At 63.6% G+C, this 23231-nt stretch carries 21 protein-coding genes; 12 read left to right on the top strand and 9 right to left on the bottom strand.

What is annotated here, in order from left to right:
• Positions 1–62 precede the first annotated feature (62 nt).
• From ACR9Y6_RS17475 to ACR9Y6_RS17465, 3 genes are read left to right on the top strand one after another with little or no spacing between them, the layout of a single operon-like run.
• Complete coding sequence (locus ACR9Y6_RS17475) at positions 63–1247, top strand: cation:proton antiporter (protein WP_481282437.1); 1185 nt, start codon at positions 63–65, stop codon at positions 1245–1247.
• 11 nt (positions 1248–1258) lie between these two features.
• Positions 1259–2518 (top strand): TCR/Tet family MFS transporter, encoded by a 1260-nt coding sequence (locus ACR9Y6_RS17470; protein ID WP_481282436.1) that lies wholly within the window; start codon positions 1259–1261, stop codon positions 2516–2518.
• Positions 2519–2576: 58 nt separating this feature from the next.
• The gene (locus tag ACR9Y6_RS17465; protein WP_481282435.1) at positions 2577–3941 is read left to right on the top strand and encodes a GGDEF domain-containing protein; all 1365 of its coding nucleotides are present in this window, start codon (positions 2577–2579) and stop codon (positions 3939–3941) included.
• Between the two features lie 16 nt (positions 3942–3957).
• Here the strand turns inward: ACR9Y6_RS17465 and ACR9Y6_RS17460 are convergent, their stop codons facing one another.
• Both ACR9Y6_RS17460 and ACR9Y6_RS17455 read right to left on the bottom strand, forming a co-directional pair.
• A complete protein-coding gene (locus tag ACR9Y6_RS17460) occupies positions 3958–4662 on the bottom strand; it encodes a VIT1/CCC1 transporter family protein (protein WP_481282434.1) in 705 nt (234 codons plus the stop codon).
• On the bottom strand, positions 4659–5261 hold the full coding sequence (locus tag ACR9Y6_RS17455) for an FUSC family protein (protein WP_481282433.1): 603 nt from the start codon (positions 5259–5261) through the stop codon (positions 4659–4661). The genes ACR9Y6_RS17460 and ACR9Y6_RS17455 overlap by 4 nt, the downstream gene beginning before the upstream one ends.
• 102 nt (positions 5262–5363) lie before the next feature.
• On the opposite strand from ACR9Y6_RS17455, the gene ACR9Y6_RS17450 reads away from it, so the two are divergent.
• Entirely contained in the window at positions 5364–5870 is a 507-nt protein-coding gene (locus ACR9Y6_RS17450) for a DUF1993 domain-containing protein (protein WP_481282432.1), read from the top strand.
• Between the two features lie 54 nt (positions 5871–5924).
• Here the strand turns inward: ACR9Y6_RS17450 and ACR9Y6_RS17445 are convergent, their stop codons facing one another.
• Together ACR9Y6_RS17445 and ACR9Y6_RS17440 are read right to left on the bottom strand one after the other, a co-directional pair.
• Entirely contained in the window at positions 5925–6686 is a 762-nt protein-coding gene (locus ACR9Y6_RS17445) for an ABC transporter permease (protein ID WP_481282431.1), read from the bottom strand.
• Positions 6683–7639 carry an ABC transporter ATP-binding protein gene (locus ACR9Y6_RS17440; protein WP_481282430.1) on the bottom strand — a complete coding sequence of 319 codons (957 nt, stop codon included), beginning with the start codon at positions 7637–7639 and terminating at the stop codon, positions 6683–6685. The genes ACR9Y6_RS17445 and ACR9Y6_RS17440 overlap by 4 nt, the downstream gene beginning before the upstream one ends.
• A gap of 395 nt (positions 7640–8034) precedes the next feature.
• Between ACR9Y6_RS17440 and ACR9Y6_RS17435 the strand changes: the two genes are divergently transcribed.
• The 5 genes from ACR9Y6_RS17435 (at position 8035) to ACR9Y6_RS17415 (ending at position 12249) form a co-directional block, all read left to right on the top strand.
• A complete protein-coding gene (locus ACR9Y6_RS17435) occupies positions 8035–8526 on the top strand; it encodes a DUF1993 domain-containing protein (RefSeq protein ID WP_481282429.1) in 492 nt (163 codons plus the stop codon).
• A 26-nt stretch (positions 8527–8552) separates the two neighbouring features.
• Positions 8553–9137, top strand: coding sequence for a DNA-3-methyladenine glycosylase I (locus tag ACR9Y6_RS17430; RefSeq protein WP_481282428.1), 585 nt, complete (start codon positions 8553–8555; stop codon positions 9135–9137).
• A 90-nt stretch (positions 9138–9227) separates the two neighbouring features.
• Positions 9228–9509 (top strand): DUF2188 domain-containing protein, encoded by a 282-nt coding sequence (locus ACR9Y6_RS17425; RefSeq protein WP_481282427.1) that lies wholly within the window; start codon positions 9228–9230, stop codon positions 9507–9509.
• A gap of 68 nt (positions 9510–9577) precedes the next feature.
• On the top strand, positions 9578–11674 hold the full coding sequence (dinG, locus tag ACR9Y6_RS17420) for an ATP-dependent DNA helicase DinG (protein WP_481282426.1): 2097 nt from the start codon (positions 9578–9580) through the stop codon (positions 11672–11674).
• Positions 11671–12249 (top strand): HutD/Ves family protein, encoded by a 579-nt coding sequence (locus ACR9Y6_RS17415; protein ID WP_481282425.1) that lies wholly within the window; start codon positions 11671–11673, stop codon positions 12247–12249. The genes dinG and ACR9Y6_RS17415 overlap by 4 nt, the downstream gene beginning before the upstream one ends.
• Positions 12250–12391: 142 nt before the next feature.
• Here ACR9Y6_RS17415 and ACR9Y6_RS17410 read toward each other — a convergent pair whose 3' ends face one another.
• Positions 12392–12682, bottom strand: coding sequence for a hypothetical protein (locus ACR9Y6_RS17410; RefSeq protein WP_481282424.1), 291 nt, complete (start codon positions 12680–12682; stop codon positions 12392–12394).
• A 224-nt stretch (positions 12683–12906) separates the two neighbouring features.
• Between ACR9Y6_RS17410 and ACR9Y6_RS17405 the strand changes: the two genes are divergently transcribed.
• Positions 12907–13443 carry a lipocalin family protein gene (locus tag ACR9Y6_RS17405; protein WP_481282423.1) on the top strand — a complete coding sequence of 179 codons (537 nt, stop codon included), beginning with the start codon at positions 12907–12909 and terminating at the stop codon, positions 13441–13443.
• Positions 13444–13671: 228 nt separating this feature from the next.
• Here ACR9Y6_RS17405 and ACR9Y6_RS17400 read toward each other — a convergent pair whose 3' ends face one another.
• The 4 genes from ACR9Y6_RS17400 to ACR9Y6_RS17385 form a co-directional block, all read right to left on the bottom strand.
• Positions 13672–14382 (bottom strand): hypothetical protein, encoded by a 711-nt coding sequence (locus tag ACR9Y6_RS17400; RefSeq protein WP_481282422.1) that lies wholly within the window; start codon positions 14380–14382, stop codon positions 13672–13674.
• Positions 14383–14640: 258 nt separating this feature from the next.
• The gene (locus ACR9Y6_RS17395) at positions 14641–15120 is read right to left on the bottom strand and encodes a hypothetical protein (protein ID WP_481282421.1); all 480 of its coding nucleotides are present in this window, start codon (positions 15118–15120) and stop codon (positions 14641–14643) included.
• Positions 15117–16130, bottom strand: coding sequence for an RHS repeat-associated core domain-containing protein (locus ACR9Y6_RS17390; RefSeq protein ID WP_481282420.1), 1014 nt, complete (start codon positions 16128–16130; stop codon positions 15117–15119). Before ACR9Y6_RS17390 ends, ACR9Y6_RS17395 begins: the two co-directional genes overlap by 4 nt.
• Before the next feature lie 214 nt (positions 16131–16344).
• Complete coding sequence (locus ACR9Y6_RS17385; RefSeq protein ID WP_481282419.1) at positions 16345–20613, bottom strand: fibronectin type III domain-containing protein; 4269 nt, start codon at positions 20611–20613, stop codon at positions 16345–16347.
• Positions 20614–22425: 1812 nt separating this feature from the next.
• On the opposite strand from ACR9Y6_RS17385, the gene ACR9Y6_RS17380 reads away from it, so the two are divergent.
• Both ACR9Y6_RS17380 and ACR9Y6_RS17375 read left to right on the top strand, forming a co-directional pair.
• Positions 22426–22803 (top strand): YchJ family protein, encoded by a 378-nt coding sequence (locus ACR9Y6_RS17380; RefSeq protein WP_481282418.1) that lies wholly within the window; start codon positions 22426–22428, stop codon positions 22801–22803.
• Entirely contained in the window at positions 22800–23108 is a 309-nt protein-coding gene (locus ACR9Y6_RS17375) for a WYL domain-containing protein (protein ID WP_481282417.1), read from the top strand. The genes ACR9Y6_RS17380 and ACR9Y6_RS17375 overlap by 4 nt, the downstream gene beginning before the upstream one ends.
• Positions 23109–23231 lie beyond the last annotated feature (123 nt).

Here is a 23231-nt window from a genome sequence, read left to right as displayed (position 1 = left end):
CACCACACGGGCTCCCACCGGGGCCGACTTCCGCTACCCTCTGGCGAGCCTGGGGAGGGTGAATGAATACGACCGAATTGTTCCTGATCGCGATGACGATCATTCTTGGCGTGCCGTATCTGGTCTGGCGCGTTTTCCGGACGGACTATTGGGCACCCCTGGTGGTGGTGCAGATCGTCACCGGCATCCTGTTGGGCCCCGGTGTACTCGGCAAGGTGTTTCCGGATTACTACGGCACGGTGTTCGCGCCGCCGGTCATCGGCGCCTTGAACGGCATCGCCTGGTGGGCGGTGATGGTGTTCGTCTGGATCGCCGGGATCGAGCTGGACCTGCGCGAGGTCTGGAAGCAGCGCCGGGAGTGCGGCACCACGGCGGGACTGGCGCTGGCGGGGCCCCTCGTCGCGGGCTGCCTCGCCGCGCTGGCGATGCTGGCGTGGCGAGACGGATGGATAGGCGAAGCGGCGACCACCTGGCAGTTCGTGCTGGGCGTGGGCATGGCCTGCGCGGTGACCGCCCTGCCCATCCTCATCCTGCTCCTCGAGAAGCTGGACATCCTGCGCCGGCCGCTCGGCATGCGCGTGCTGCGTTACGCCAGCCTCGACGACCTCGCGATCTGGGGCGTGCTCGCGATCATCCTGCTCGACTGGAAGCGGGTCGGGCACCAGGCGGCGTTCCTCGCCGGATTCGCCGTGGCGGCCTGGCTGTTCCGCCAGCTGATGGCACGACTGCGAGAAAGCGATCGCTGGTATGTCGGCCTGATATGGCTCGCCGCCTGCGGGTATGGCGCCGACTGGTGCGGCCTGCACTACATGGTCGGCGCCTTCCTCGCCGGCGCCATCATCGACCGCGACTGGTTCACGCTCGATCACCTGGACAAGCTTCGCCACCACGTGTTGCTGGTGGTGATGCCCGTGTTCTTCCTCTCCACCGGCCTGCGCACGAACTGGTCGGTCGGTGGCACGGCGGTGTTCGTCGCCGCGGCATTGCTGCTGGTGGCATCCGTGGCGGGCAAGCTCGCCGGCGTGGGACTCGCGGGCAAGCTTCTGGGTTGGGCGCGTGGCGATGCATGGATGATCGGCTGGCTGTTGCAGACCAAGGCGCTGATCATGATCATCTTCGTCAACATCCTGCTCGATCGCCACGTGATCACGAGCGAGACCTTCACCGCATTGCTGCTCATGGCGGTGGCGAGCACGATGCTGACCGTGCCTATCGTGGCGCCACGCCTGAAGCGACTCCTGGACTGACCACGGACACCATGGAAACGAGTACCCACACCCCCGTGCGCCGCGCCGCCGTGATCTTCATCTTCATCACGGTGCTGATCGACATCCTGGCGTTCGGCATCATCATCCCGGTGCTGCCGCACCTGATCGAGCAGATGACCGGCAACACGGTGTCGAACGCCGCATGGTGGGTGGGCGTGTTCGGTACCGTGTTCGCCATCGTGCAGTTCATCGCCTCGCCGATCCAGGGTGCCCTGTCCGACCGGTTCGGGCGGCGGCCCGTGGTGTTGCTGTCGAACCTCGGCCTGGGGCTGGACTTCGTCTTCATGGCCGTCGCGCCTTCGCTATGGCTGCTCTTCGTCGGACGCGTCATCTCCGGTGTCACCGCGGCGAGCTTCACCACGGCCAACGCCTATATCGCGGACGTGACCCCGCCGGAGAAACGCGCGGCCGCGTTCGGCATGCTCGGCGGCGCCTTCGGCATCGGCTTCATCGTCGGCCCGGCGCTGGGCGGATTCCTCGGCGGAATCGACCTGCGCCTTCCGTTCTGGGTGGCGGCGGGGCTGGCACTGACCAACTTCCTGTATGGCTTCTTCATCCTTCCCGAGTCGCTGCCTCCGGAGAAACGGGCGGCACGCTTCGAGCCGCATACGGCCCATCCGTTCGGCGCGCTGAAGATGCTGCGCCGCCACCGCGAGGTGTTCGGCCTTTCCATCGTGATGTTCCTGTTCTACCTCGCCCATTACGTCTTGCAGACGGTATTCGTCCTCTACGCGGACTATCGCTATGGATGGGGACCGCAACAGGTGGGTTACGTCCTGGCCCTGGTCGGTGCCTGCGACGGGACCGTGCAGGCCTTCCTCACCGGCCGTCTTGCCGCCCGCTTCGGCGAGCGGCGCGTCCTGCTTGCCGGCATGGCCTTCGGCACGGCCGCGTTCGCGGTGATGGGACTGGCTCCTGTGGGCTGGGCCTTCCTGGTCGGCATCCCGCTGATGTCGCTATGGGGCCTGGCCGGCCCACCCATCCAGTCGATCATGACCCGCCATGTGGAGCCGGACGAACAAGGGCGCTTGCAGGGTGCCGTCACCAGCCTGGGCAGCTTCGCAGGAATTTTCGGTCCCTACCTGTTCGCCCAGATCTTCGCGTTCTGGATTTCGCCGGCACGCACCGTCCACCTGCCCGGCGTTCCCTTCCTGGTGGCCGCGGCCCTCGTGGCCTTCGGCATCGTGGTGGCTGCGCGGGCCACGCGGGACGAGCCAGAGCCCGCTTTGGCGGGGAAAAACGTGAGCTAATTCGCAAACTTCATCGTATCATGCGATCCGAATCGGCAAATAACGCGACGGTTGGGACGTGCGTTTGGACAACCAGCTCTGGGAAAGCAAGTATCACGAAGCCGTGGAGCGGTTGACCCGTGAAGAGGCGCAGTGGCGCACCGCGGAGTCCCTCCTGCGCCAGCTGGTCGGCTGCCTCGGCCGCGTCGCGCATGGCGCGCACGACCAGGTCGATCCACATATCGAGCGCCTGTCCGCCGCGTTGAGCGGCACCATGGAACCGTTGGCACTCGAACCGCTCGTCAACGAACTCGCCGAAGCGATCGAGGGCCTCGGCGCCCGGCCCCGTGGCGTGAACGACGAGCGGTCCATTCCCATCACGCGCCCGCAGCGCACCGAGCACGGCTCGTCCGTGCAGTCGTCGCTGAGCCGCCTCGTCGACCGCATCGTCATCCTGCCCCGGCTCGCCGACCGTGCCAACGACCTGCGCCACGATGTCGCCGACGCGGGCGACCTGGTGGCGCTGGCCGTCTGCGGCGACCGCCTGGCCGACCTCGTCAACGAACAACGCATCGGGCTGCAACGCGAGATCGACGCCTTGCAGGCCGTGCTCCGCCACGTCACCGGCCGCCTCGACGAGATGAGCCAGTACATGTCGCGGGAACTGGCCGATCAATCCACCGGCGAAGCGAACGGGCAAGCCCTGGACGCGTCGGTGGCGCACGAGATGCGCCTGCTCGGCGAAGCCGCCCTCGAGATCGACGACATGCACGAGCTGCGCGAGCGCGTGAACCAAAGCCTCGAGACCATCTCGCATTGCTTCCGCGATTTCCGTGACCGCGAGGGCATCCGGCTCACGGCCTATCGTGAACGCGCGGAGCGGATGCGCCTGCGCATCGAACAGCTCGAGACCGAACGCAACACCTTGCAGCGCTCCCTCGAACGCGAACACGAACTCGCGCAGACCGACACGATGATCGGCATGCCCAACCGCCTCGCCTACGAGAAGCGGATCGAGGCGGCCTACGAGAGCTGGCAGGCCACCATGCGGCCGCTGAGCATCGCGGCCATCGACATCGATCATTTCAAGAGCATCAACGATACCTACGGCCATACCGCGGGCGACGCGGTGTTGCGCATCATCGGCCAGGCCCTGTTGAAGCACATACGCCCATGCGACTTCGTCGCCCGCTATGGCGGCGAGGAATTCATCGTGATCTTCGATGGCGCCGACGAAGCGGAATCGCTACAGGTGTGCGAGCGGCTGCGGGGCAAGATCCAGCACCTCGCCTTCCACGCAAGCCGGCAACCCGTTCGCGTCACCGCGTCGATCGGGCTGACCCAGTTCCGACCGGGCGACACGCCACAGTCGGTGTTCGACCGCGCGGACCTTGCGCTGTACACGGCCAAGAACGGCGGCCGCAATCGTTGCGTGGTGGGTTGAAAGCCTCGGTGACCGCTTAAGCCGCCACGCCGAAAAGACGTCCCACCGCCGCCGTCAATGCCATCGCCGCCGCACCCCAGAACACGACACGGGTGACGCCGCGGCCGATGCTCGCCCCGCCGGTCCAGGCAGACACCGCGCCGAGGATCGCCAGGGCGACGAGGGACACGGCCACCGTCACCATGGTGACCGATTCGCGCGCCGACAACGCCGCGGCGACGATGGGCAGGAGGGCCCCGCTGGCGAAGCTCAACGCCGACGCCGCGGCGGCCTGCAACGGCCGCGCCGCCGTGGTCACCGACAGCCCCAGCTCATCGCGCGCATGCGCCTCGAGCGCGTCGTGCGCCATCAACTGCTCCGCCACGCGATCGGCCAGTTCACGGTCCAGGCCGCGGCGAACGTAGATCTCGGTGAGTTCCTTGTGCTCGCCGTGGGGATCTTCGCGCAACTCGCGCGATTCCAACGCCAGCTCGGCTTTTTCGGTATCCCCCTGCGAACGGACCGAGACATATTCGCCCGCCGCCATCGACATGGCCCCGGCAACCAACCCGGCCACGCCAGCGATCATGATGTCGCCCGGCCCTGCCCGCCCCGCCGATGCCACGCCCACCAGCAGGCTGGCCGTGGAGAGGATGCCGTCGTTGGCACCGAGCACGGCGGCACGCAACCAGCCGATCCGGTCAAGCCGATGCCGCTCGCGGTGGCGCGTTCGAGAGATCATGGTGCCTCCGTTTCCTGTTTGCGGTCCGCATGTTCTTCGAGGCGCGACACCATCCACCCGATGGCGAGCGCACAGAGCGTGCCGAGGATGACCTCGCCCAGACGGTACAAGGGAACCTCCCATCGAGGCCCCTGGCCAGGGACAAGCAACACGATGGCGGTGGTGATGCCACCGATACGCGCGGCCGGTCCCGCGTTCGCCGTCCAGCAGGCCAGCGTGACCAGCCCCAGCGCCAGCCCGAATGAAAGCATGTCGCCACTGCCCCCGATCCACAGGCCGAGCAGGCCGGCGACGCCACCGAAGATCGTGCCCAGGCAGCGATCGCGGCCTGCGCCGCGGGTATCGCCAAAGTGTGGCTGGGTTACCGCCACGGCGCTGATCGCGGCCCAGAACGCCTGTTCGGTATGCAGCGCGTGTCCGATCGCGTAGGCGACCAGGGCGGAGAGCACGGTCTTGAACGCCATGAACACCCCGGTACGGACCCGGCGGCCGAGCGGCAACGAACGAAACAGTCCGTCCAGCGCCCGTTGCGCCCGGCGCAGGCGAATCATCCGCAAGGCGGCGTCGGTACGGGAGGGGTGCGCATCCGGTGGGCTCATGCGCCCATCCTAACCCGCCTCCGTCGACGCGCCGCCAACGACCCCGCACAATACGTCGCCGCGGCCGGCCGGCCGACACCCACCACAAGAGTTTACGAAGCCATGTCCATCACGATGTACCAGACCTGCGTGCCTGTATTGGTCCGTGCCCTGACCAACCTCTCCGGCGTGCTCGCCAAGGGCGCCGCGCACGCGGCCGAGCGCAACATCGCGCCCGAGGTGCTGCTCAACACGCGTATCACGCCGGACATGTTCCCGCTCATCCGGCAGGTGCAGATCGCCACGGACATGAGCAAGGGCGCCGTCTATCGCCTGGCCGGCGAAGAGCCGCCGAAAATGGAAGACAACGAGGCGACCTTCGAGGACCTGCAGGCCCGCATCGCGAAGGTGATCGGGATGCTGGAGTCGTTCAAGCCCGCGCAGTTCGAAGGCAGCGAGGAGCGCCAGATCGTGCTGAAGATGCGCAGCGGCGAGATGCGCACGCGCGGTCAGGACTACCTGCTGAACTTCGTGCTGCCGAACGTGTATTTCCACACCACCACGGCCTACGCGATCCTGCGTGGCGTGGGCGTGGTGCTGGGCAAGGCGGATTTCCTCGGCAAGGCGTGAGCCGGGAAGCCGCTGGGGTCCCGCGCACTCGGGACTCCAGCGGCTTCGTTCCGATTACGACTTCAGCTTCCAACCCGTGCGGAAGATCCACCACACCACCGCGAGGCAGACCAGCAGGAAGCCCACCGTCATGCCCGCGCTGACCACCACGTTCACATCCGCCTTGCCGTAGAAGCTCCAGCGAAACCCGTTGACGAGGTACACGACCGGGTTGAACAGCGTGATCTTCTGCCAGACCGGCGGCAGCATCGAGATCGAGTAGAAGCTGCCACCGAGGAAAGTCAGCGGCGTGATGACCATCAACGGCACGACCTGCAGCTTCTGGAAGTCGTCTGCCCACAGGCCGATGATGAAGCCGAACAGGCTGAAGGTGACGGCGGTGAGCAGCAGGAAGGCCACCATCCAGAACGGATGCAGGATCTCGTAGTCCACGAAGAGCCGTGCGGTCACGAGGATGAGCAAACCCAGGATGACCGACTTGGTCGCGGCCGCGCCGACGTAGCCGAGCACCACTTCCACGTAAGACACAGGCGCCGAAAGCAATTCGTAGATGGTGCCGGCCCACTTCGGCATGTAGATGCCGAAGGCGGCGTTGGAAATGCTCTCGTTGAGCAACGACAGCATGATCAGGCCGGGAATGATGAAGGCACCGTAGCTCACGCCACCCACCTCGCCCATGCGCGAACCGATGGCGGCGCCGAAGACGACGAAGTAGAGCGACGTGGAAAGCACCGGCGAGGCGATGCTCTGCATCAGCGTGCGGAAGGTACGGGCCATCTCGAAGCGATAAATGGCGCGGATCGCGTAGACGTTCATGCGCGGGCCCTCACCAGGCTGACGAAGATGTCCTCGAGCGAACTCTCGCTCGAATGCAGGTCCTTGAAGTCGATGCCGAGCTCGCCGAGCTTGCGCAACAACTCCGCGATGCCGGTGTCCTGGCCCTGGGTGTCGAAGGTATAGATGAGGCAACCGCCATCGGCCGACAACTCCAGCGGCCAGTTCGCCAGGCCTTCCGGCACGGACTGCAACGGTGTCTGCAATTGCAGCGACAGCTGCTTCTTGCCCAGCTTGCGCATCAGCGTGTGCTTTTCTTCCACCAGCACCAGTTCGCCACGGTTGATGACGCCGATGCGATCGGCCATCTCTTCCGCTTCCTCGATGTAGTGCGTGGTGAGGATGATGGTGACGCCCGATTCACGCAGGCGATGGACCATCTGCCACATGTCGTGACGCAATTCCACGTCCACGCCGGCGGTGGGTTCGTCGAGGAAGAGCACGCGCGGCTCGTGCGCCAGCGCCTTGGCGATCAGCACGCGGCGTTTCATGCCGCCGGACAAGGTCATGATCTTCGAGTCGCGCTTTTCCCACAGCGAAAGCTCGCGCAGGATCTTTTCCAGGTAGTCCGGGTTCGCGGGCTTGCCGAAGAGCCCGCGGCTGAACTTCACCGTGGCCCACACCGTCTCGAAGGCATCGGTGGACAGTTCCTGCGGCACGAGGCCGATCAGCCCCCGCGATGCGCGGTAGTCGCGTGCGATGTCGTGGCCGTCGACGGTCACGCTGCCCTCGCTGGCATTGACGATGCCGCAGACGATGCTGATCAACGTCGTCTTGCCTGCGCCGTTGGGGCCGAGCAGGGCGAAGATCTCGCCCCGGCGGATTTCCAGGTCCACGCGCTTGAGCGCCTGGAAACCGGTCTTGTAGGTCTTGGAGAGGCCGCGTATCGCGACGATGGCGTCGGGCGCGGAGGTGGTGGCATCGAGTGGCGGCATGGGGACCCGCGGGATCGGTGGGTAAGGCGGCCGATGGTAGACCCGAACGATCCCCGGTGCGAGGCTTGGTGGCAGGCTTGGTGGGAGCCAGGCAAGCCTGGTGGGAGCCGACCCTGTCGGCGATGGGTGCTTGCCTCAATCTGGCCCGCTGCCGCGGGATCGCCGACAAGGTCGGCTCCCACAGGTCTGTTCCCAAGCTCCCACCAGGTCTTCCCAACCGGTCTACTCGATGGCTGTTGTGGGAGCCGCTTCAGCGGCGATGGGTGCTTGCCTAACCCCGGCCCGCTGCCGCGGGATCGCCGACAAGGTCGGCTCCCACCAGGGCGTCGGGCTTGTCGAAACCTTGTGGCATCCCCACGTCGAACCGGGTCGCCCACCTCAAGAGACACCGCCGCATGAGCATCTCCACCTACGACGCCTCCGTTCCTGTCTTCGTCCGCGGCTTCCGCGTCCTCTCCGACCTTCTCGCCAAGGCGGAGGCACACGGCGGCGACTCCCTGGTGGAAGCCCGGCTCGCCCCGGACATGCTGAATCTCGCTGGCCAGGTCCAGCGTGCCAGCGACACGGCGAAATTCGCCGTCGCGCGCCTTGGCGACGTGCAGCCACCGTCGTTCGAAGACAACGAAGCCACCGTCGCCGACCTGCGCAAGCGCATCGACGCCACGGTGGCCTGGATTCAATCGGTGGACCGCGCAGCGCTGGAAGCCGGCGCCACGCGCGAGATCTCGCGCAAGTTCAAGGACACCGAGCACAGCTTCACCGGCGCGTCGTACCTGCTGACCTTCGCCATCCCCAACTTCTTCTTTCACGTGACCACCGCGTACGACATCCTCCGCCACAACGGTGTCAGCGTGGGCAAGCTCGATTACCTGGGTTTCGGCGGGTAATCGATGGTGAATGCGCGAGCCGCCGCGTGACGCTTCCCCTCGTACGCTGCCCCTGGGGCGACGCCGACGACCTCATGCGCGGGTACCACGACCGCGAATGGGGCGTGCCCGAGCGCGACAGCCGCAAGCTCTGGGAGAAGCTGATCCTCGATGGCTTCCAGGCGGGACTCTCGTGGCGAACGATCCTCGCCCGCCGCGAAGGTTTCCGGCAGGCCTTCGATGGCTTCGATCCGGAGCGTGTCGCCGCCTATGGGCCGCGTGACGTCGAACGCCTCCTGTCCGACGCCGCCATCATCCGCTCGCGAAGCAAGATCGAGGCGGCGATTCGCAATGCCAGGGCGTATCTGGCCATGCGCGACGCCGGCGAGGATTTCGCCCGCTTCGCCTGGGGCTTCGTCGACGGCGAGCCCCTCGTCTGGGAGGGCCCGGTGCCGCCGAACAGTCCCTTGTCCGAGCGGGTATCCAAGGCCTTGCGGGCCCGCGGATTCACTTTCGTCGGACCCACCATCGTGTTTGCCTGGATGGAGGCCACCGGCCTCATCAACAGCCATGCCCCTGACTGTTTCCGGCGCTGGGAAGTATCCTCGAACCCTTTGTCCGCCAAGGGTTAACGGGTTTTTTAGCCGATTTGGCGTAGCGTGGAACGCGAGGCCGCAGCGGCGGCCTCGCCCGTCTGGCACACCCACCATCGAGAGGGTCCCATGGCTTCCAGTTCCGCCCAACTGTTCATTCCATACAGCGAATCGACACAGGAACCGTGGATCGTGCGCCGTGCCTCGCTTCCTCTGGGCCGGTATGCCTCGCAGGCTGCGGCGATCTCCGCCGCGGAAGCCTTGGCCCCGGGCCTGTCCGACAGCCTCGGCCGTCCCGTCGAGATCCATGTGCAGCAGGCCGACGGAACGTGGGAAGAACATACCTTCGTGGTCGCCGGACTCGTTCCCGGCCTTCCCACGCCGTCCACCGGAATGAACCGCCACGCCTGAGCCTCGTGGGCTGAGACGACGATAGGGTAACCTTGCAAGGTTGCCCCGCACGTTCCCATGCCTGCCCGATGCTCACCGACGACACCAAAGCCGCGATCCGCGCCGCCTATGCGCGGCTGAAGGACGGCCTTGCGGGGTTCCGTGGGCGCGCCTCGCAGCTGAAGATGATCGCCGAGGTGGCCAAGGCGCTGGCCGAGCCGGCGGGCGCCGCCGTGATCGAGGCACCGACCGGCACGGGCAAGTCCATGGCTTACCTGATCGCCGGGCTCGAAGTGGCTCGCGCGCAGAAGAAGAAACTGGTGATCGCAACGGCCACGGTGGCGTTGCAGGAACAGCTCGTCCAGCGCGACATCCCGCAATACCTCACCTTGTGTGGCGTGGAAGCCAAGGTGGCGCTGGCCAAGGGCCGTGGCCGTTATCTCTGCCCACGCAACCTGCGCGCGGCGGGCGCGGAGCCCTCGGCACAGGGCGGCTTCGAGTTCGACGCCGATCTCGCCTTGTGGTCGCGCCCGCCCGCCGAGCGCGACACCAAGGCCATCGAGAAACTCGGCAAGGCGTTCGAATCGCGAGAGTGGAACGGCGACATCGATACCAGCCCCGAGCCGCTCTCCGACCTCGTCCGCGGCATGGTCACCACCAGCGCCGGCGGTTGCACGGGCCGCAAGTGCGGCGCCTTCGCCGTCTGTCCGTTCTTCCTCGCCCGTCGTGCCATCGGCGAAGCGGACATCGTCGTGGCGAACCAGGACCTCGTGCTGGCCGACCTCACCATGCCACGCGACGAAGACACCTTCGGCGGCGTGATCCTGCCCAAGCCGGAAGACACGCTGTACATCTTCGACGAAGCGCACCACGTCCCCGGCAAGGCGATCGACCGTGGCGCCGCCGACGTGCACCTCGCCACCGCCGTGCGCCGGATCGGCCGCCTGCAAAACCAGATCCATGGCGCCTATTCGCTCACCGACAAGGAAAGCATCGGCAACCTCACCCTGGAAGCGGGAGACGAGAAGCTGCTGGCGATGTCCAACGCGCTCGAGGAGATCGAGCGCGAGATCCGCCTGTCGTGGACGCCCTCGTCGAGCGAGACCGACCCGGTGTTCCGCGCGTCGCTCGGCCAGCTTCCGGAAAACTGGAAGATGCACGCCGAGCACCTGCACCTCATCACCAAGGACATCCAGCGCTGGTTGCGCACCGTGCGCCGCACCGTGGTGGAAATGGAAGCCGGCGGCCCGACACAGGAAGCCTTGTCGCGCGAACTGGGCGTGGCGTTGGAGCGCCTCGATCGCCAGGTACGCACCTGGTACGCCTGGTCCACCGACGACCGCGAAAACAATCCACCCCTGGCCCGTTGGGTCAGCATGACGCCGGAACAACAGCTGGTCTGCCACGCCTCCGCCGTCTCGGCCGGCGGGCTGCTGCGCAGCGTGCTCTGGGACAATGCGTCCGCGGTGGTGATGACCTCCGCCACGCTGAGCGCCGGAGGCAACTTCCGCGGCTTCGCGGATTCGGTGGGCCTGCCCAACGACGCCATCACGCTCAGCCTGCCTTCGCCGTTCGACCTCGAGAAGCAGGCCAGGCTCGAAGTACCCGCGCTGAAGACCTTGCCGGACGACCGCGAAGGCCACGCACGCGAAGTGTCCGAGTGGCTGGCCAAGCACCTCGACTGGAACGCGGGCAACCTCGTGCTGTTCACATCGCGGGCGAAGCTCGATCGCGTGCTGCAGATCCTGCCGATCGAGTTCGTGCGCAAGGTGCGCGCGCAGGGTTCGTTGTCGAAGTCGCAACTCATCGCCGAGCATTGCGAAGACATCGACGCCGGAAAGGGAAGCACCCTGTTCGGGCTCGCCTCGTTCGGCGAAGGCCTGGACTTGCCAGGCAAGCTCTGCGAGACCGTCGTCGTCACTCAATTACCGTTCGCCGTGCCCACGGACCCCGTCGGCGCCACATATGCGGAATGGCTGGAATCGCGGGGACGCAATCCCTTCATCGAAGTGAGCGTACCGGATGCCACGCGCCTGCTCACGCAGTACTGCGGCCGGCTCATCCGTACTGAAACCGACACCGGCCGCATCGTGCTGCTCGACCGTCGCGTGATCACGAAACGCTACGGCACGGGCATGCTTCGCGCGCTGCCACCCTTCGCCCGCGAGATCGAGCGCGTCGCATGACGATCCTTCGTTTCGATGACCTCAAAGCGGTGCCGTGGAAGAACGGCCTCGGTGTCACGCGTGAGATCGCCGTGGAGCCAGCCGGCGCGTCGATGGACGATTTCCTCTGGCGCGTCAGCATCGCGGATGTCGACACGGCTTCGCCGTTCTCCACGTTTCCGGGCATCGACCGCACCATCGTGCTGCTGGAGGGCGATGGGTTCACGATGACGCTGGACGGGGAGCGTGAGCATGCGCTGACCGTTCCACTCTTGCCCTTCGATTTTCCGGGCGAAGCTCGCGTCGACGTGACGTTAGCGGGTGGCGCGACGCGCGACTTCAACCTCATGGTGCGACGTGGTGTGCGGTATGGGCGTGTCGATGTCATGCGCGGGCCTGTAAGTGCGACGTTGGCGAAAGACGCCGTACTCCTCCATGCGGCTCGCGGCGAGGCGTATATCGACGGGCAACTCTGCCGTCAGGGTGATTCGGTTGTTGGACAGGCTTGCGCCCAGGGTGACTTGGCCGGGGCGCCTCGCCATCTCGAGTTGCCGCACGGCGCCACGGCGCTCGTCGTCGTGATTGGCGAAGCCTGACGTTCCTGTCGGAGTGCTATCGCCGATAAGGTCGGCTCCCACCAGACCGCCGCGACCTGATCGTCCGCCGCAACCCGCTCGGTGGGAGCCGACCCTGTCGGCGATGCTCTTCCCCACCAAGATCATCAACGCCCCGACGACCTCACGCCGCACTATCCACCACGTCACCCTCGCCACCCGACGCACCCGCCGACGCCCGCGTCCAGAGATCCACCGACGTCAGCTGGAACGCCACCGGCGGTACGGCACGCTGCCAGTACTCGATCCCAGGAAAATAAAGTCGCAGGTCATCGACCAGCACGGCGAAGCCCTTGTCCATTTCCGACACCACGAGTGTTTCTTCCCCCTCGACGTGGAAGAAAAGAAACACCGTGTCGTACGCGGCATCGTCGCGATTGCCGGCTTCAATGCGCACGATGCGATCGATCGACACTTCCCGCATCCGCAAGCGCCCCGGACACGCGACGATGGCGCCCGCGTCGCGATCGAACCGCACCGCCACCCGCGCGACAAGACGCTCCCGCAACCGCCTCAGCAGCGGTCGGCGGACGAGAGGTGGATTCCTGTCCATGCGATGGCATGCCCCGATGCAGAGCGGTTCAAACGACGTTCACTCCCCGTGGGCATCGTAGGGGGTCGTCCCGAAGGAATCCAGCCATGCGCTCCGTATTCATCGCCCTGATCGGCTCCATGGCCACGGGCACCGTCGTCGCGACCACGCCGGTGACCGCCGTCCCCCACCTGGACCTCGCCCGCTACGCCGGCACATGGCACGAGATCGCCCGCCTGCCGATGTACTTCCAGCGCAAGTGCACAGGGCCCGTCACCGCGCGCTATGCGCCACTGCCTGACGGTACCGTTGCAGTGCACAACGAATGCGTCACCGCCGAAGGTACGACCATCGCCAGCGACGGCGTGGCACGTCGGCCGGAACCCTTCGCCCAGGGCAGGCTGGAGGTGCGCTTCGCGCCGAAATGGCTGTCGTGGCTACCGCTGGCCTGGGCGGACTATTGGGTCGTGGCGCTGGACGATGACTACCAGTGGGCCATGGTCGGGCAACCGGGACGGAAGTATCTCTGGATACTGTCGCGGCAGCCGACGCTGGATCGGAAGACGTTCGAGATGTTGAAGGCGCGAGCCGTGGCGATGGGGTATGACTTGTCGGGGTTGATCGTGTCTGGGGAGGTGATTTAGCCACACTCAGCTGCTACCGCTTGGCCAATAGTCGTCGGCCCCGCACCCGCGAACTTCCACTCGACATTACTTAGCTGGATACGAAAGCGCAGTCGACCGTATCAGCTTAACTGCGAACAGTCGTAGCTACTTGCCACCCTCGGCTTGACAGGCAGAAGGTGGCAACCCTTGGGGGGAATACACTGAAGCTAGACCTTCCCTTTCAACGCGTACACATTGCTTCCCGTTTTATATCCACGTTTCAGCAGTCCGTCGATCGACAAAAATTTCCATACTTGTACGGTTTTTTGACCGTACAGCAAATCGAAAGAAGTCATCGATTTCTCCGAGCGCCGTAACCGATGCACCGCCTACTGCTTCGCTTCGTTTGGGGATACTTTTCTCCGCCACGGTCTTTGCCTCCTCGATTGAGAGCGGCACACCAGAATTTTCAGCATCGATGCAAAGACGCACTGGATTAGACTTTATCTCATCGTCGAATGCGGCAAAGTTACTTGCCATTTTATCGCGGTATATCACAGAAATGTCGTAGCAGCCGACGCCCATCCCGTACATATGCGCGATGAACCACTTTCCGAAAACTTGACCGTGAACAAACCCCGTCGGTAGCCGAATATACGTTTCCTCTGTAGGAAGATTGGGATTGATGTGCGCGGACAACGGCAGTTCAGTCGCACCCTTACGGACCTTGAAACTCAAACTTCCGACTAGCGAATCAAGAAGAAAGTTCGTCCTCACCTTAAGAGCCTTATCACCATGATTGCTTAGCAGCACGTAGACCACGCCATCATCCACGAGCATTTTCAGGGCCGGTCCATTCGCTGCCATTGCACTAGACATGACAGCAATCATCAACGATACACAAAGTCCCAGCCTGAGCTTGCGCATATCAATAGCTCGTATCGTGATGATCTGTTCTTCGGTATACCGCTTCTTCATGAGCTCTCCTTGCTGTTTTCAGGATAGAGAACCCACCTTCCGATTGGCTACACGTTTTGTCTCAGGTCAATGGCGCGGCCACTTGACCGAAATTATCCACTCGGGCGCTAAGCATACTTAGCGCCGACATGGCTGTCGTGGCTACCCCTGGTCTCAGAAACTTAGGCAAAGCGGCATGGCGCGACCTTCCGCAGCCGACACCATCGCGGTTTCTGCAAGCAGCATGCTACGAGCGAGCACATTCTTCTAGTCGCCCTCTTAGTAAGTTACATCACAGCGCTCCGACACCGAAGGCAACACACGGCTCGACTTGCCTTCAATAACGTCGATAGCGTTCTCAATTTGCGGAATCGCGCTTATGCCGAGAATCAAGGTTCCAGCCTCAGGATGCTTTTTTTTATCCAAGAGCTTACGCATAGCGGGCAGAGAGCTAGACGCTTGCGATCCGATCAACGCAAGGCTCCGCACTGCAAAATAGCTGACACCCTCATCATCAGAATCTAAAGCCTGTGCTAGATCATCCACCAATTGTTTGGATGCTATGTTGTGCCCCCTTGTCGCCGCGACCAAAGTGCATATGTGGATTGCTGCTGTTCGCGCATCTTCTACATTTTTTGAATGGACAAGCATCAGCCGCTGCTGCTCTAACTCTGCATAACGCGAACTTACTTCACTTGCAACTGCATATCCATTTGCAAAGAGCAGCAGAGCTGTCAGAAGTGCGTGGATCACGTTCATTGTGGCCAACTCGTAGTGTAGTCGAAATTTAGGATATTGCTGGACGGCGAACCCAGGTGTGGATCAATCGATGTAGCCGGAGCCCTTCCCGCTTCTTTTACGCCACCATCAATAAAGCTTGAGGGCAGCTTTAGCCCTTCGTAGAACGCGGCCTGTCCGGTCCATGTTATGGAACCAGACGCCAATCCACTTGGGGCACCTTTAAAGTAAAACGTATCATTACTATCTGCGATGTTGTTACCTGGAAGCACTCGGAACGCCTCCCAGAAGGTTGTATCGCGATGGAGAACAACCTTTCCATCTGAATTCTTTCCAATAATGACAGCTCGTAACTTCTGCACCACATAACCTCCCGCAATCGAATCCGCATCTAGATTCCATTCGCGGACAAGCTGTACACCTCCATCGGAAGCGGGAAGCGACTCCGATATTGTAACGGTCGAAAGAACCCTATCATTACGTATACCCCAAACCTCATTCCCTTTTTTTCTGTTGTCTTCCTGACGTTGCCGCTTGCACTCGATATTACAACCTTCAGCGGCGTCACGTCCGTCGGGATCTGTATATCTGAAAGGATTATTTTCTGCATAAGTAAACCGCTCTGGCGCAGACGCTGATACGGGATCAACGGAAATAAAGCGCCCAATTTCAGGAAAGTAGTAACGCGATTGCATGTATAGAAGGTCGGTACCATCATCAGCTAGATGGCCAGCGAACGACGGCCCTTCTACCGGGGCGCCCAATACCCTCGTTCCATAGGGAGCATAGTCAGACGAATCTATCTCAGCCCCCTGGGCATCTGTCGTCATAAGGATATTACCCTGCTGATCCGAGTAATAATATGTGACAGATTTGCTCGCAAGCACAGGGCCACTCACCACTAATAACAGCGTAAGAATAGAAAGTGATCGAGAGAGTGCCATTGGAACTAGAACTCCACGCGCGGCAAGAGGTAAGCCACCGTATTCAGCACCCGATGATGACCCGCGCCCATCTTTGATGTTGCCCATTCTCATCGACACCCGCCGATATATGACAAGTCTAACGATGCCAGTTAACCACACGCGGACGGTTTGTTTAGGCCGATACTTCGAGGGAAAAAAACGTACGGAAGTTATCAGGCGCCATCGCCAGATCGCACCCCATGCGAACCTTCGAGGCCTGTCCGTAATATGCTTTCTTAGGATGATGAAATTCCACGATTGACGATACATCGCTAGCTCATCAGTCATAAACATCCCCCCCAGTGACCCAAGCAGAACACCCCACCGCATTACATGCCCGTACCTGATAGCTGTGATACGGCAATGTGCCGGGCGTCCCACCTTCCATCAAAAATGACAATGTTGTTGACGGCAACCCTTGAGCCTTTATCTGCTGCACCGTCACGTCGAAGATGTCGAACGACGTGGCCAGGGGCGTAGCGTTCCATGTAAGGGTCAAAGTCTCGCGCTTCACGTTGACGATGTGGTCATGGAGAAGGACATTCGTAGGACTCGGTGGCACGAGCGCGACCGTTACGGTGATCTGATTGCTCCACGGCCCACATCCGCCCGCGTTGCACGCCTGCACCGCGTAGACGTACGTGCCGTTCGCCTTGCCACTGAGGTTCCAGATGCCGGCCTGCGTATTGCCGAGCTGGACCCAGCCGGCGCCGTTCGCGTTCTCGAACACGTTGTACGAAGTCGCTCCCGCCACGCCATTCCAGCCGATCGCGTAGCTGCCGTTGTTGCTGGTGCCACCGCCATTGATGGCCGGCGCCGACGCCGGCGGCACCGTGATGCCCACCGCATTGCTCAACCGATAGCCGCTGCATCCGCTGCTGTTGCAGGCCTGCACCTGGTACTGGTACGTGCCGCTGGCCGGCGTGCCGAACGCCGCGCTGGTGGCCGCGCCGTCGTACACCGTGGTCCAGGCCCCGCCGTTGACCTGCTGGATGACCACGTAACGCGTCGCCGTCGCGCTCGCCGCCCAGCTCAACGTCACCGGTCCGGCGACCGGGGCCGAGGCGCTGGCGCTGCCTGGCACCGGCGGTGGCAGCAGCACGCTGACGGTCCAGGTCGGCCCGAACGGCGCGCAGCCGCCCGAGGCACAGGCCTGCACCTGGTAGCCGTAGGTGCCCGTGGCGCGACCGCTGGCCGACCAGCTCGTCGCCGTCGAGGCCGAGACCGTCGTCCACGCACCGCCGTTGACGCTTTCCCGCAGCGTGTAGGACGTCGCGCCAGCGATCGGCTGCCAGCTCATCGCGACGCTGCCGTTGGCGCTGCTGCCCGCACCGCTCAGCGAGACATACGGCCCGGCCACCAACGGCGTGAAGCCGAAGCTCTGGAACCAGGCGATACCCTCCTGCACCGGCTCGAACTGCACCCGGCGCCCATTGCCCAGCAGGAGCGCGGACGGCGTCGCGATCGTCACCGCCGCGTGCTGGCCCGGGGCGATCTCCGGGATGCCCTGGCGGGTGACGTCGAACTGCACGGCGTTGCCGGCCGCGTCGATCAGATGATTGCCCAGGTTCACCGGATGCGGCGCGGCCGAGGCCAAGGTCACCGTGCCGTTGTTGGCGATGTCCACCGTGGTCAGCACGCTCTGCCCGTCCGCCGACAGCGAGGGCGCGGCGGTGATCGTCAGGGTCACGTTGACCTGCTCGCGGCTCAAGCCGGTGACGTTGTTGCAGAGGTTGCCGGTGCCGGCCGTGGGGCAGGCCGAGTACGGGCCGGCGTCCACGGTCGTGTTGTTCGGCCAGTCCTGGAACCAGCCCACGCCGGCCTGCAGCAGGCTGAAGCGGATGCGCTTGCCGGTGCCCAGCACCGCGGGCGCGGCGACATGCAGGGTGATCGTGCCGTGGCCGCCGACCGGGATGTCCGCCGCCAGGTTCACCCCCGCTTCCGGCTGGGTCGCGGCACCGGCGCTGTCCAGCAGGTGATACCCCATCTGCACCGGGTACTGGCTGTTGGCCGTGAGCGGCCGCGTGCCGTTGTTGGCGATGTCCAAGGTCACGTCGATGGTCGTGCCGTCGAGCGAGAGGCGCGGCACGCCGACGATCGCCAGCGCCGTCCTGACCTGGGCGGGTTTGAGGATGTCGATGTTCTCGGTCGCCTTGGCGACCAGCTTCTTGCCCAGGTAGACGTACGCGCTGCCCAGCCGCGTGGCCGGATCCAGCTCCCACATCAGCTGCCCGGCGCTGTTGTACGCGTAGTAGGTGGTGCCCGCCGGGGTGACCTTCTTCACCCGGCGGCCGGCCGCGTCGTAGGTGTACTCGCCCTTGCCCGGGATCGCCGTCAACCGGTTGGCCAGGTCGAAGGTGAGCCCCTGCCCGTCCTTGTTCACCGTGTTGCCGCGCGCGTCGTAGACGAAGGCATGCACCGTGGTCGCGCCGTTGACGATCGCGGTCAGCCGGTTGCTGCCGTCGTAGGCGTAAGTGTTCGTGCCGCTGCCGTTGCTCAGGCTGCGGATGTTGTTCAAGGTGTCGTAGGTGTAGCTCTCCGTGCCCCACAGGTTGCTCGCCGTGGCCGAGAGCAGGCGGTTCAGGCCGTCGTAGCCCATCCCCTTGGTCCGCTGGCCGTTGGCCCGGTCGAGGATCTGGCTGACGTTGCCGTTGCCGTCGTAGGTGAAGTCCTCGCTGACATTCAGCGTGGCGCCCTGGCCGTAGGTGAAGTTGCTCAGCAGGTTGCGCGCGTTCTTCTGCGCCAGGTAGCTGCGGCCGTTGCCCAGCGTGTACGAGCGCACGTCGCCGTCGGCGAAGTAGGCGATGCCGTTGGCGTAGCCGCCCACCGTGGTCGGCCGGCCCAGTGCGTCGGGGTTGTAGGCCATCACCTCGCCGTCCGGGTACAGCACGGTGCTCAACGCCCCGTTGGGGTCGTAGCCGTAGCCCAGCGCCCAGCGCCAGCCGTCCACCGCCAGCACCTCGGCGGTGAGCAGGCCCAGCTTGTTGCGGCCGAAGGTCCAGCCCACCGTGCCCGAGGTGGCCGTGGCCGGGTTGCCCAGGGCGTCGTAGGTGAAGGTGCTGGGCGCGGTGCCGGTGGGATAGACCACCGAGGTGACCCGGTTCATCGCATCGTAGGCGCGCACCGTCCGGGCTGTCTCGGCGACCTGGTCCTGGCCGCAGCCGGCGCCGTTGAACGAGGCACCGGACACACTCCAGGCCAGGTTGTCGGCCCCGTCGTAAGCCAGGATCTCGCTGCCGGACTCCGGCTCCCACGTGCGGCACAGGCGATGCTCGCTGTCGTAGGTCATGGTCTTGGTGACCGACTGGCCGGCGCCGCCCTGGGTGATCGACAGCGGGTTGCCATAGACATCGCGGGCGATGGTCTGCACCACGTTCTCCGGCGCCTGCACGCTGACCACGTTGTCGTAGGCGGGCTGGTCGAAGACCTGGTACCAGGTGGTGGTGACGTTGCCCTTCGGATCGGTCACGCGCTTGGCCGCGCCGGACAGGTACTGCGTGGTGGTGGTCAGGTTGCCCAGCTCGGAACTCTGCGTGGAGCTCGTCGGCCGACCCAGGGCGTCGTAGCCGGTCGCCACGCCGGCGACGATGTTGGTTAGGTCCACCGCGCCGTCGACCGGGTAGGACGCGAACACCTTGCGCCCCTTCCAGTCGTAGTCGGTGCGCGAGGACACGTAGAAGGCCTGGTCGCTGGCCCGCGCCGAGCCGGACATCACCGGACGCAGCATCGCGTCGAAGTCGGTGCGCTGGAACCGGTCGCCCTGGTAGACGATCCGCACCCAGTGGTTGCCGTTGACCCCGCGCGCGGGGCCCACGTAGCTGTACTGGAAGGTCTTCGGCGCCCAGGCCACGGCGTCGCCGGCCGGGTAGTCGATCCGGGCCAGGCGGCCGATCGCGTCGTAGCCGTAACTCGTGGTCGCGCCGGCCTGGTTGGTGATCGCGGCGATCTGCCCGAAGTCGTCCACGCTGAGCGTTTGCGAGGTGGCGTCCGGGTAGCCGATCGCCTGCGGGATGCCGCGCTTGTAGTTGCCCAGCGTGGTGGTCTTGCCGTTGCCGTCGGTGAAACTGGCCAGCTGGCCCTGCGCGTTGAAGGTGTAGCCCATCACCTTGCGGCCGAACCGGTAGCGCTCGGACAACGTCAGGCTCGCTGGGTCGTAGACATTGCGGCTGACGGTCTCGCCCGTGGTCAGGTTGTCGCTTTGCGCCGGAAGGCCGACGACCCAGCGCGTCGCATCGTCGAGATAGGTGGTGCGCTCGTCGACCGAGTAGCCGGCGCTGCTGGAACGGCGAACCGATGTGGGCCGGGCGAAGGCGTCGAAGTCCAGTGCCTGCCAGTTATAGCTGTCGCCGTCGACGTAAATGTGCTGCTCGGACAACGGTGCTTCACCCGTCGCCTTGGCACCGTTCGCATAGATACTGAAATTGCCACCGTACTTCGCCGGCCAAGGGCCGCGATCGAACGCCGCATATGCAAAAGTCTCGACGCGAACAGGATTGGCTGATACCGCTCCCTGGTAATACTCCGTCCGCAAGGGCTTGCCTTCCGTCACATCCGCGCGATTGCTGAAGATGTATCGCGTCGTATTGTTTGATGGGTCGATAACATCGCTGTAGGTGGTGTAGTTGCACGCAGTTACGGCGCACTCCCTGCTCCAAGATGCCGTGGCGACGGGATAGCTATAACTCCACGTTTGAGTCGATAGCCCGGCACCCGCAATGACTTTGCGGCGAAGCGCCAGGTTATTCGTATATCTCGGTGAACGCTCGTAACCACTGGTCGTATCGTTGGGAGCATCGCAGTATTCCCATACGCCGCTGCGCCCATGACGAGTTGGCCGAGCCTCGAACGTTCCCTGTAAACCTGAAGGCGCCGTAATGGTCCCCGTTTTGACGATACTTTCGTCGGGCAAGTAAGGATCGTTGCAGTGACCCGGCACCGCTGTCGACTTCACGTTATAAGTCAACTCGGACAAGTTATAGCCCCATCCACTACCATCGGGTAGGGTCACGCCCGTCAGGGTCTGTCCCGTCTGGCTCGGCGCATAGCTATAACTCCAACTCCGAGTCGCGCCACCAGCAACCACAGTGACTCGCGCGATAGCCGTTCCATCGCCCGTGTATGCAAAAGTGACCAGGCGGCCGTCACTAGCCTCGATGCTGGATATCCGTTGACCGTCGTAATGGTAGGTCAACCAGTTACCGAACCGGTCCTCCATACGAGTGGCGAGCATGAGACCGATGTTGCGGTCAATCGCATAGCCGCGTGCTGGACGGTAAATTAAATAATTGAGCCAGTATTTGCTGCCATCCGGACCAACCGCCAGGAATGCTTCTCCCTCCTGCCCATTCGCCGTGTTTGGGAGACAAGCAAGGAGCCAATTACCCTTGGAAATGCCGACGAAGTTAAGTCCCGACACCGCGGGCGGTATCGGAGCCTTTCCTGCGCGCAATGCCAACATATCTTGATCCGCGACACCAGGGATTCGCAGGAGGTATCCCTCGTTCCACCACGCGTCCGGTGGCAACGGCTCTGATCCCACACGTCCGACACGCTGGTCGGGTGGACCAGTGAAAGTCGTGCATCGGTCAATCCGGGGAATCGAGTTAACTAGCCAACCGATCTGGTTCGGCCCAGCGATGATCGTCCCCGCATTCGATGTCAACGTCGAAAAACGTGGTAGATCGATATCCCAATCGCCGAATGATGCGTTGTCTTTACGGATGTCCGCGTCACCATCGGCCTGGAAGGTCCGGCTTATCTGAATCGTCGGACCATTTCCGGGAACGGTTATGTCGACAACATGAAATGATAGGCTTCCATCGTAGACATTCACCGATTCACCGAACGGCGTTTCGCCTAGCGGCGCGATCTCCTCGTCCACTTTTACGAGCTTCTTGTACTCGTCTTCGGGATTGGTGGTCGCCGTCTGTGCCAATCCGCCTTCTGCGAACAACACCATCATTCCAGCGAACAGCGCGCGAGCAAATGCCCGCCGACGATTATTCGTCTTCGACATGTTAAATTCCGGGCAGGTCCGAACCCTCGCTTTTGCGAGGCAGATGCTAAAAAGGACGCGGGAAGCGCCTTAGCTCAAAGGACTTCGCGAAGAGTTACAGATGGGCCCGCGTGCTCGCAGCACTGGATCTACGTGAAGGCAGGCGAAGCCTGTTGCCATTGAATGCACGAACATTCCATATCCCCCTGTCCCCGGCGTTGCGCCGTGGTCGCAAGAATTTAGGTGCCACGTTTAGGAATGTCAATCTTAACTTTTGAGGTAGTAGGCGAGACATCCATAGGCTCCCCGACACCGTCCGCATACACTGACTCGAGCTAACCAAGAACATGCGAAGGACGAACGGCTATGAATGAGTGTCCTTGTGGACGTGGCGATTACGCCACCTGCTGCGGCCGATGGCACTCGGGCGTACCCGCGCCAACAGCCGAAGCACTCATGCGCTCACGCTACAGCGCCTACGTGCTCGGCCTGGAGACGTACCTTCTCGATACATGGCACGCCAGTACGCGACCGACGTCACTTGGCCTGGCCACGCAGGCACCGAAGCCGACATGGCTCGGCTTGAGCGTCAAACGCCATGAGAACCCCACGCCGGACACGGCCATCGTCGAGTTCGTCGCGCGATTGCGGATGGGTGGTGGTAGCGCGGAGCGCATGCATGAAACCAGCCGGTTCGTGCGCGAGGACGGGCACTGGTTTTATGTGGACGGAGACGTGTCGTGACACGCTTCGAGGCGACGATTTGCGAGGCCATCGCCTCCATGCGGTTGTTGCTGGTGGAGTACGGAGGCGCGGCGCGGCTGGTGCAACCGCATGTGTACGGCGACGATCACTCGGGTGGCCGATTGTTGAGTGCTTATCAGGTCTCCGGCGAAAGCGCGTCGGGCGCGTCCGCCGGATGGAAGTTCTTCCGTATGGATCGGGTAACTTCGGTGACACTGAGCGAACAACGGTTCCATGCGCCACGGCCGGAGTTTCAGCGGAACGATGGGGCCTTTGCGCGGATCATCTGTCAGCTGGGCGATTGAATGGCGTGTGTGGGAGCCGCTTCAGCGGCGATGGATGCTTGCCGGTACCTGGCCCGCTGCCGCGGGATCGCCGCTGAAGCGGCTCCCACAAGAAGCGGCTCACACAAACAAGCGACTTGCACA

The organism is Luteibacter sp. TLI7-4A (genome assembly GCF_056754745.1).
The sequence above is the reverse complement of the archived record's forward strand: the minus strand, read 5'-3'. Positions and strand labels throughout refer to the sequence as shown.

Coding starts and splice junctions, on each gene's coding strand:
- ACR9Y6_RS17475 (WP_481282437.1), top strand. CDS start 63: ATGAATACGACCGAATTGTTCCTGATCGCGATGACGATCATTCTTGGC.
- ACR9Y6_RS17470 (WP_481282436.1), top strand. CDS start 1,259: ATGGAAACGAGTACCCACACCCCCGTGCGCCGCGCCGCCGTGATCTTC.
- ACR9Y6_RS17460 (WP_481282434.1), bottom strand. CDS start 4,662: ATGATCTCTCGAACGCGCCACCGCGAGCGGCATCGGCTTGACCGGATC.
- ACR9Y6_RS17455 (WP_481282433.1), bottom strand. CDS start 5,261: ATGAGCCCACCGGATGCGCACCCCTCCCGTACCGACGCCGCCTTGCGG.
- ACR9Y6_RS17450 (WP_481282432.1), top strand. CDS start 5,364: ATGTCCATCACGATGTACCAGACCTGCGTGCCTGTATTGGTCCGTGCC.
- ACR9Y6_RS17445 (WP_481282431.1), bottom strand. CDS start 6,686: ATGAACGTCTACGCGATCCGCGCCATTTATCGCTTCGAGATGGCCCGT.
- ACR9Y6_RS17440 (WP_481282430.1), bottom strand. CDS start 7,639: ATGCCGCCACTCGATGCCACCACCTCCGCGCCCGACGCCATCGTCGCG.
- ACR9Y6_RS17435 (WP_481282429.1), top strand. CDS start 8,035: ATGAGCATCTCCACCTACGACGCCTCCGTTCCTGTCTTCGTCCGCGGC.
- ACR9Y6_RS17425 (WP_481282427.1), top strand. CDS start 9,228: ATGGCTTCCAGTTCCGCCCAACTGTTCATTCCATACAGCGAATCGACA.
- dinG (WP_481282426.1), top strand. CDS start 9,578: ATGCTCACCGACGACACCAAAGCCGCGATCCGCGCCGCCTATGCGCGG.
- ACR9Y6_RS17415 (WP_481282425.1), top strand. CDS start 11,671: ATGACGATCCTTCGTTTCGATGACCTCAAAGCGGTGCCGTGGAAGAAC.
- ACR9Y6_RS17405 (WP_481282423.1), top strand. CDS start 12,907: ATGCGCTCCGTATTCATCGCCCTGATCGGCTCCATGGCCACGGGCACC.
- ACR9Y6_RS17400 (WP_481282422.1), bottom strand. CDS start 14,382: ATGAAGAAGCGGTATACCGAAGAACAGATCATCACGATACGAGCTATT.
- ACR9Y6_RS17395 (WP_481282421.1), bottom strand. CDS start 15,120: ATGAACGTGATCCACGCACTTCTGACAGCTCTGCTGCTCTTTGCAAAT.
- ACR9Y6_RS17390 (WP_481282420.1), bottom strand. CDS start 16,130: ATGGGCAACATCAAAGATGGGCGCGGGTCATCATCGGGTGCTGAATAC.
- ACR9Y6_RS17380 (WP_481282418.1), top strand. CDS start 22,426: ATGAATGAGTGTCCTTGTGGACGTGGCGATTACGCCACCTGCTGCGGC.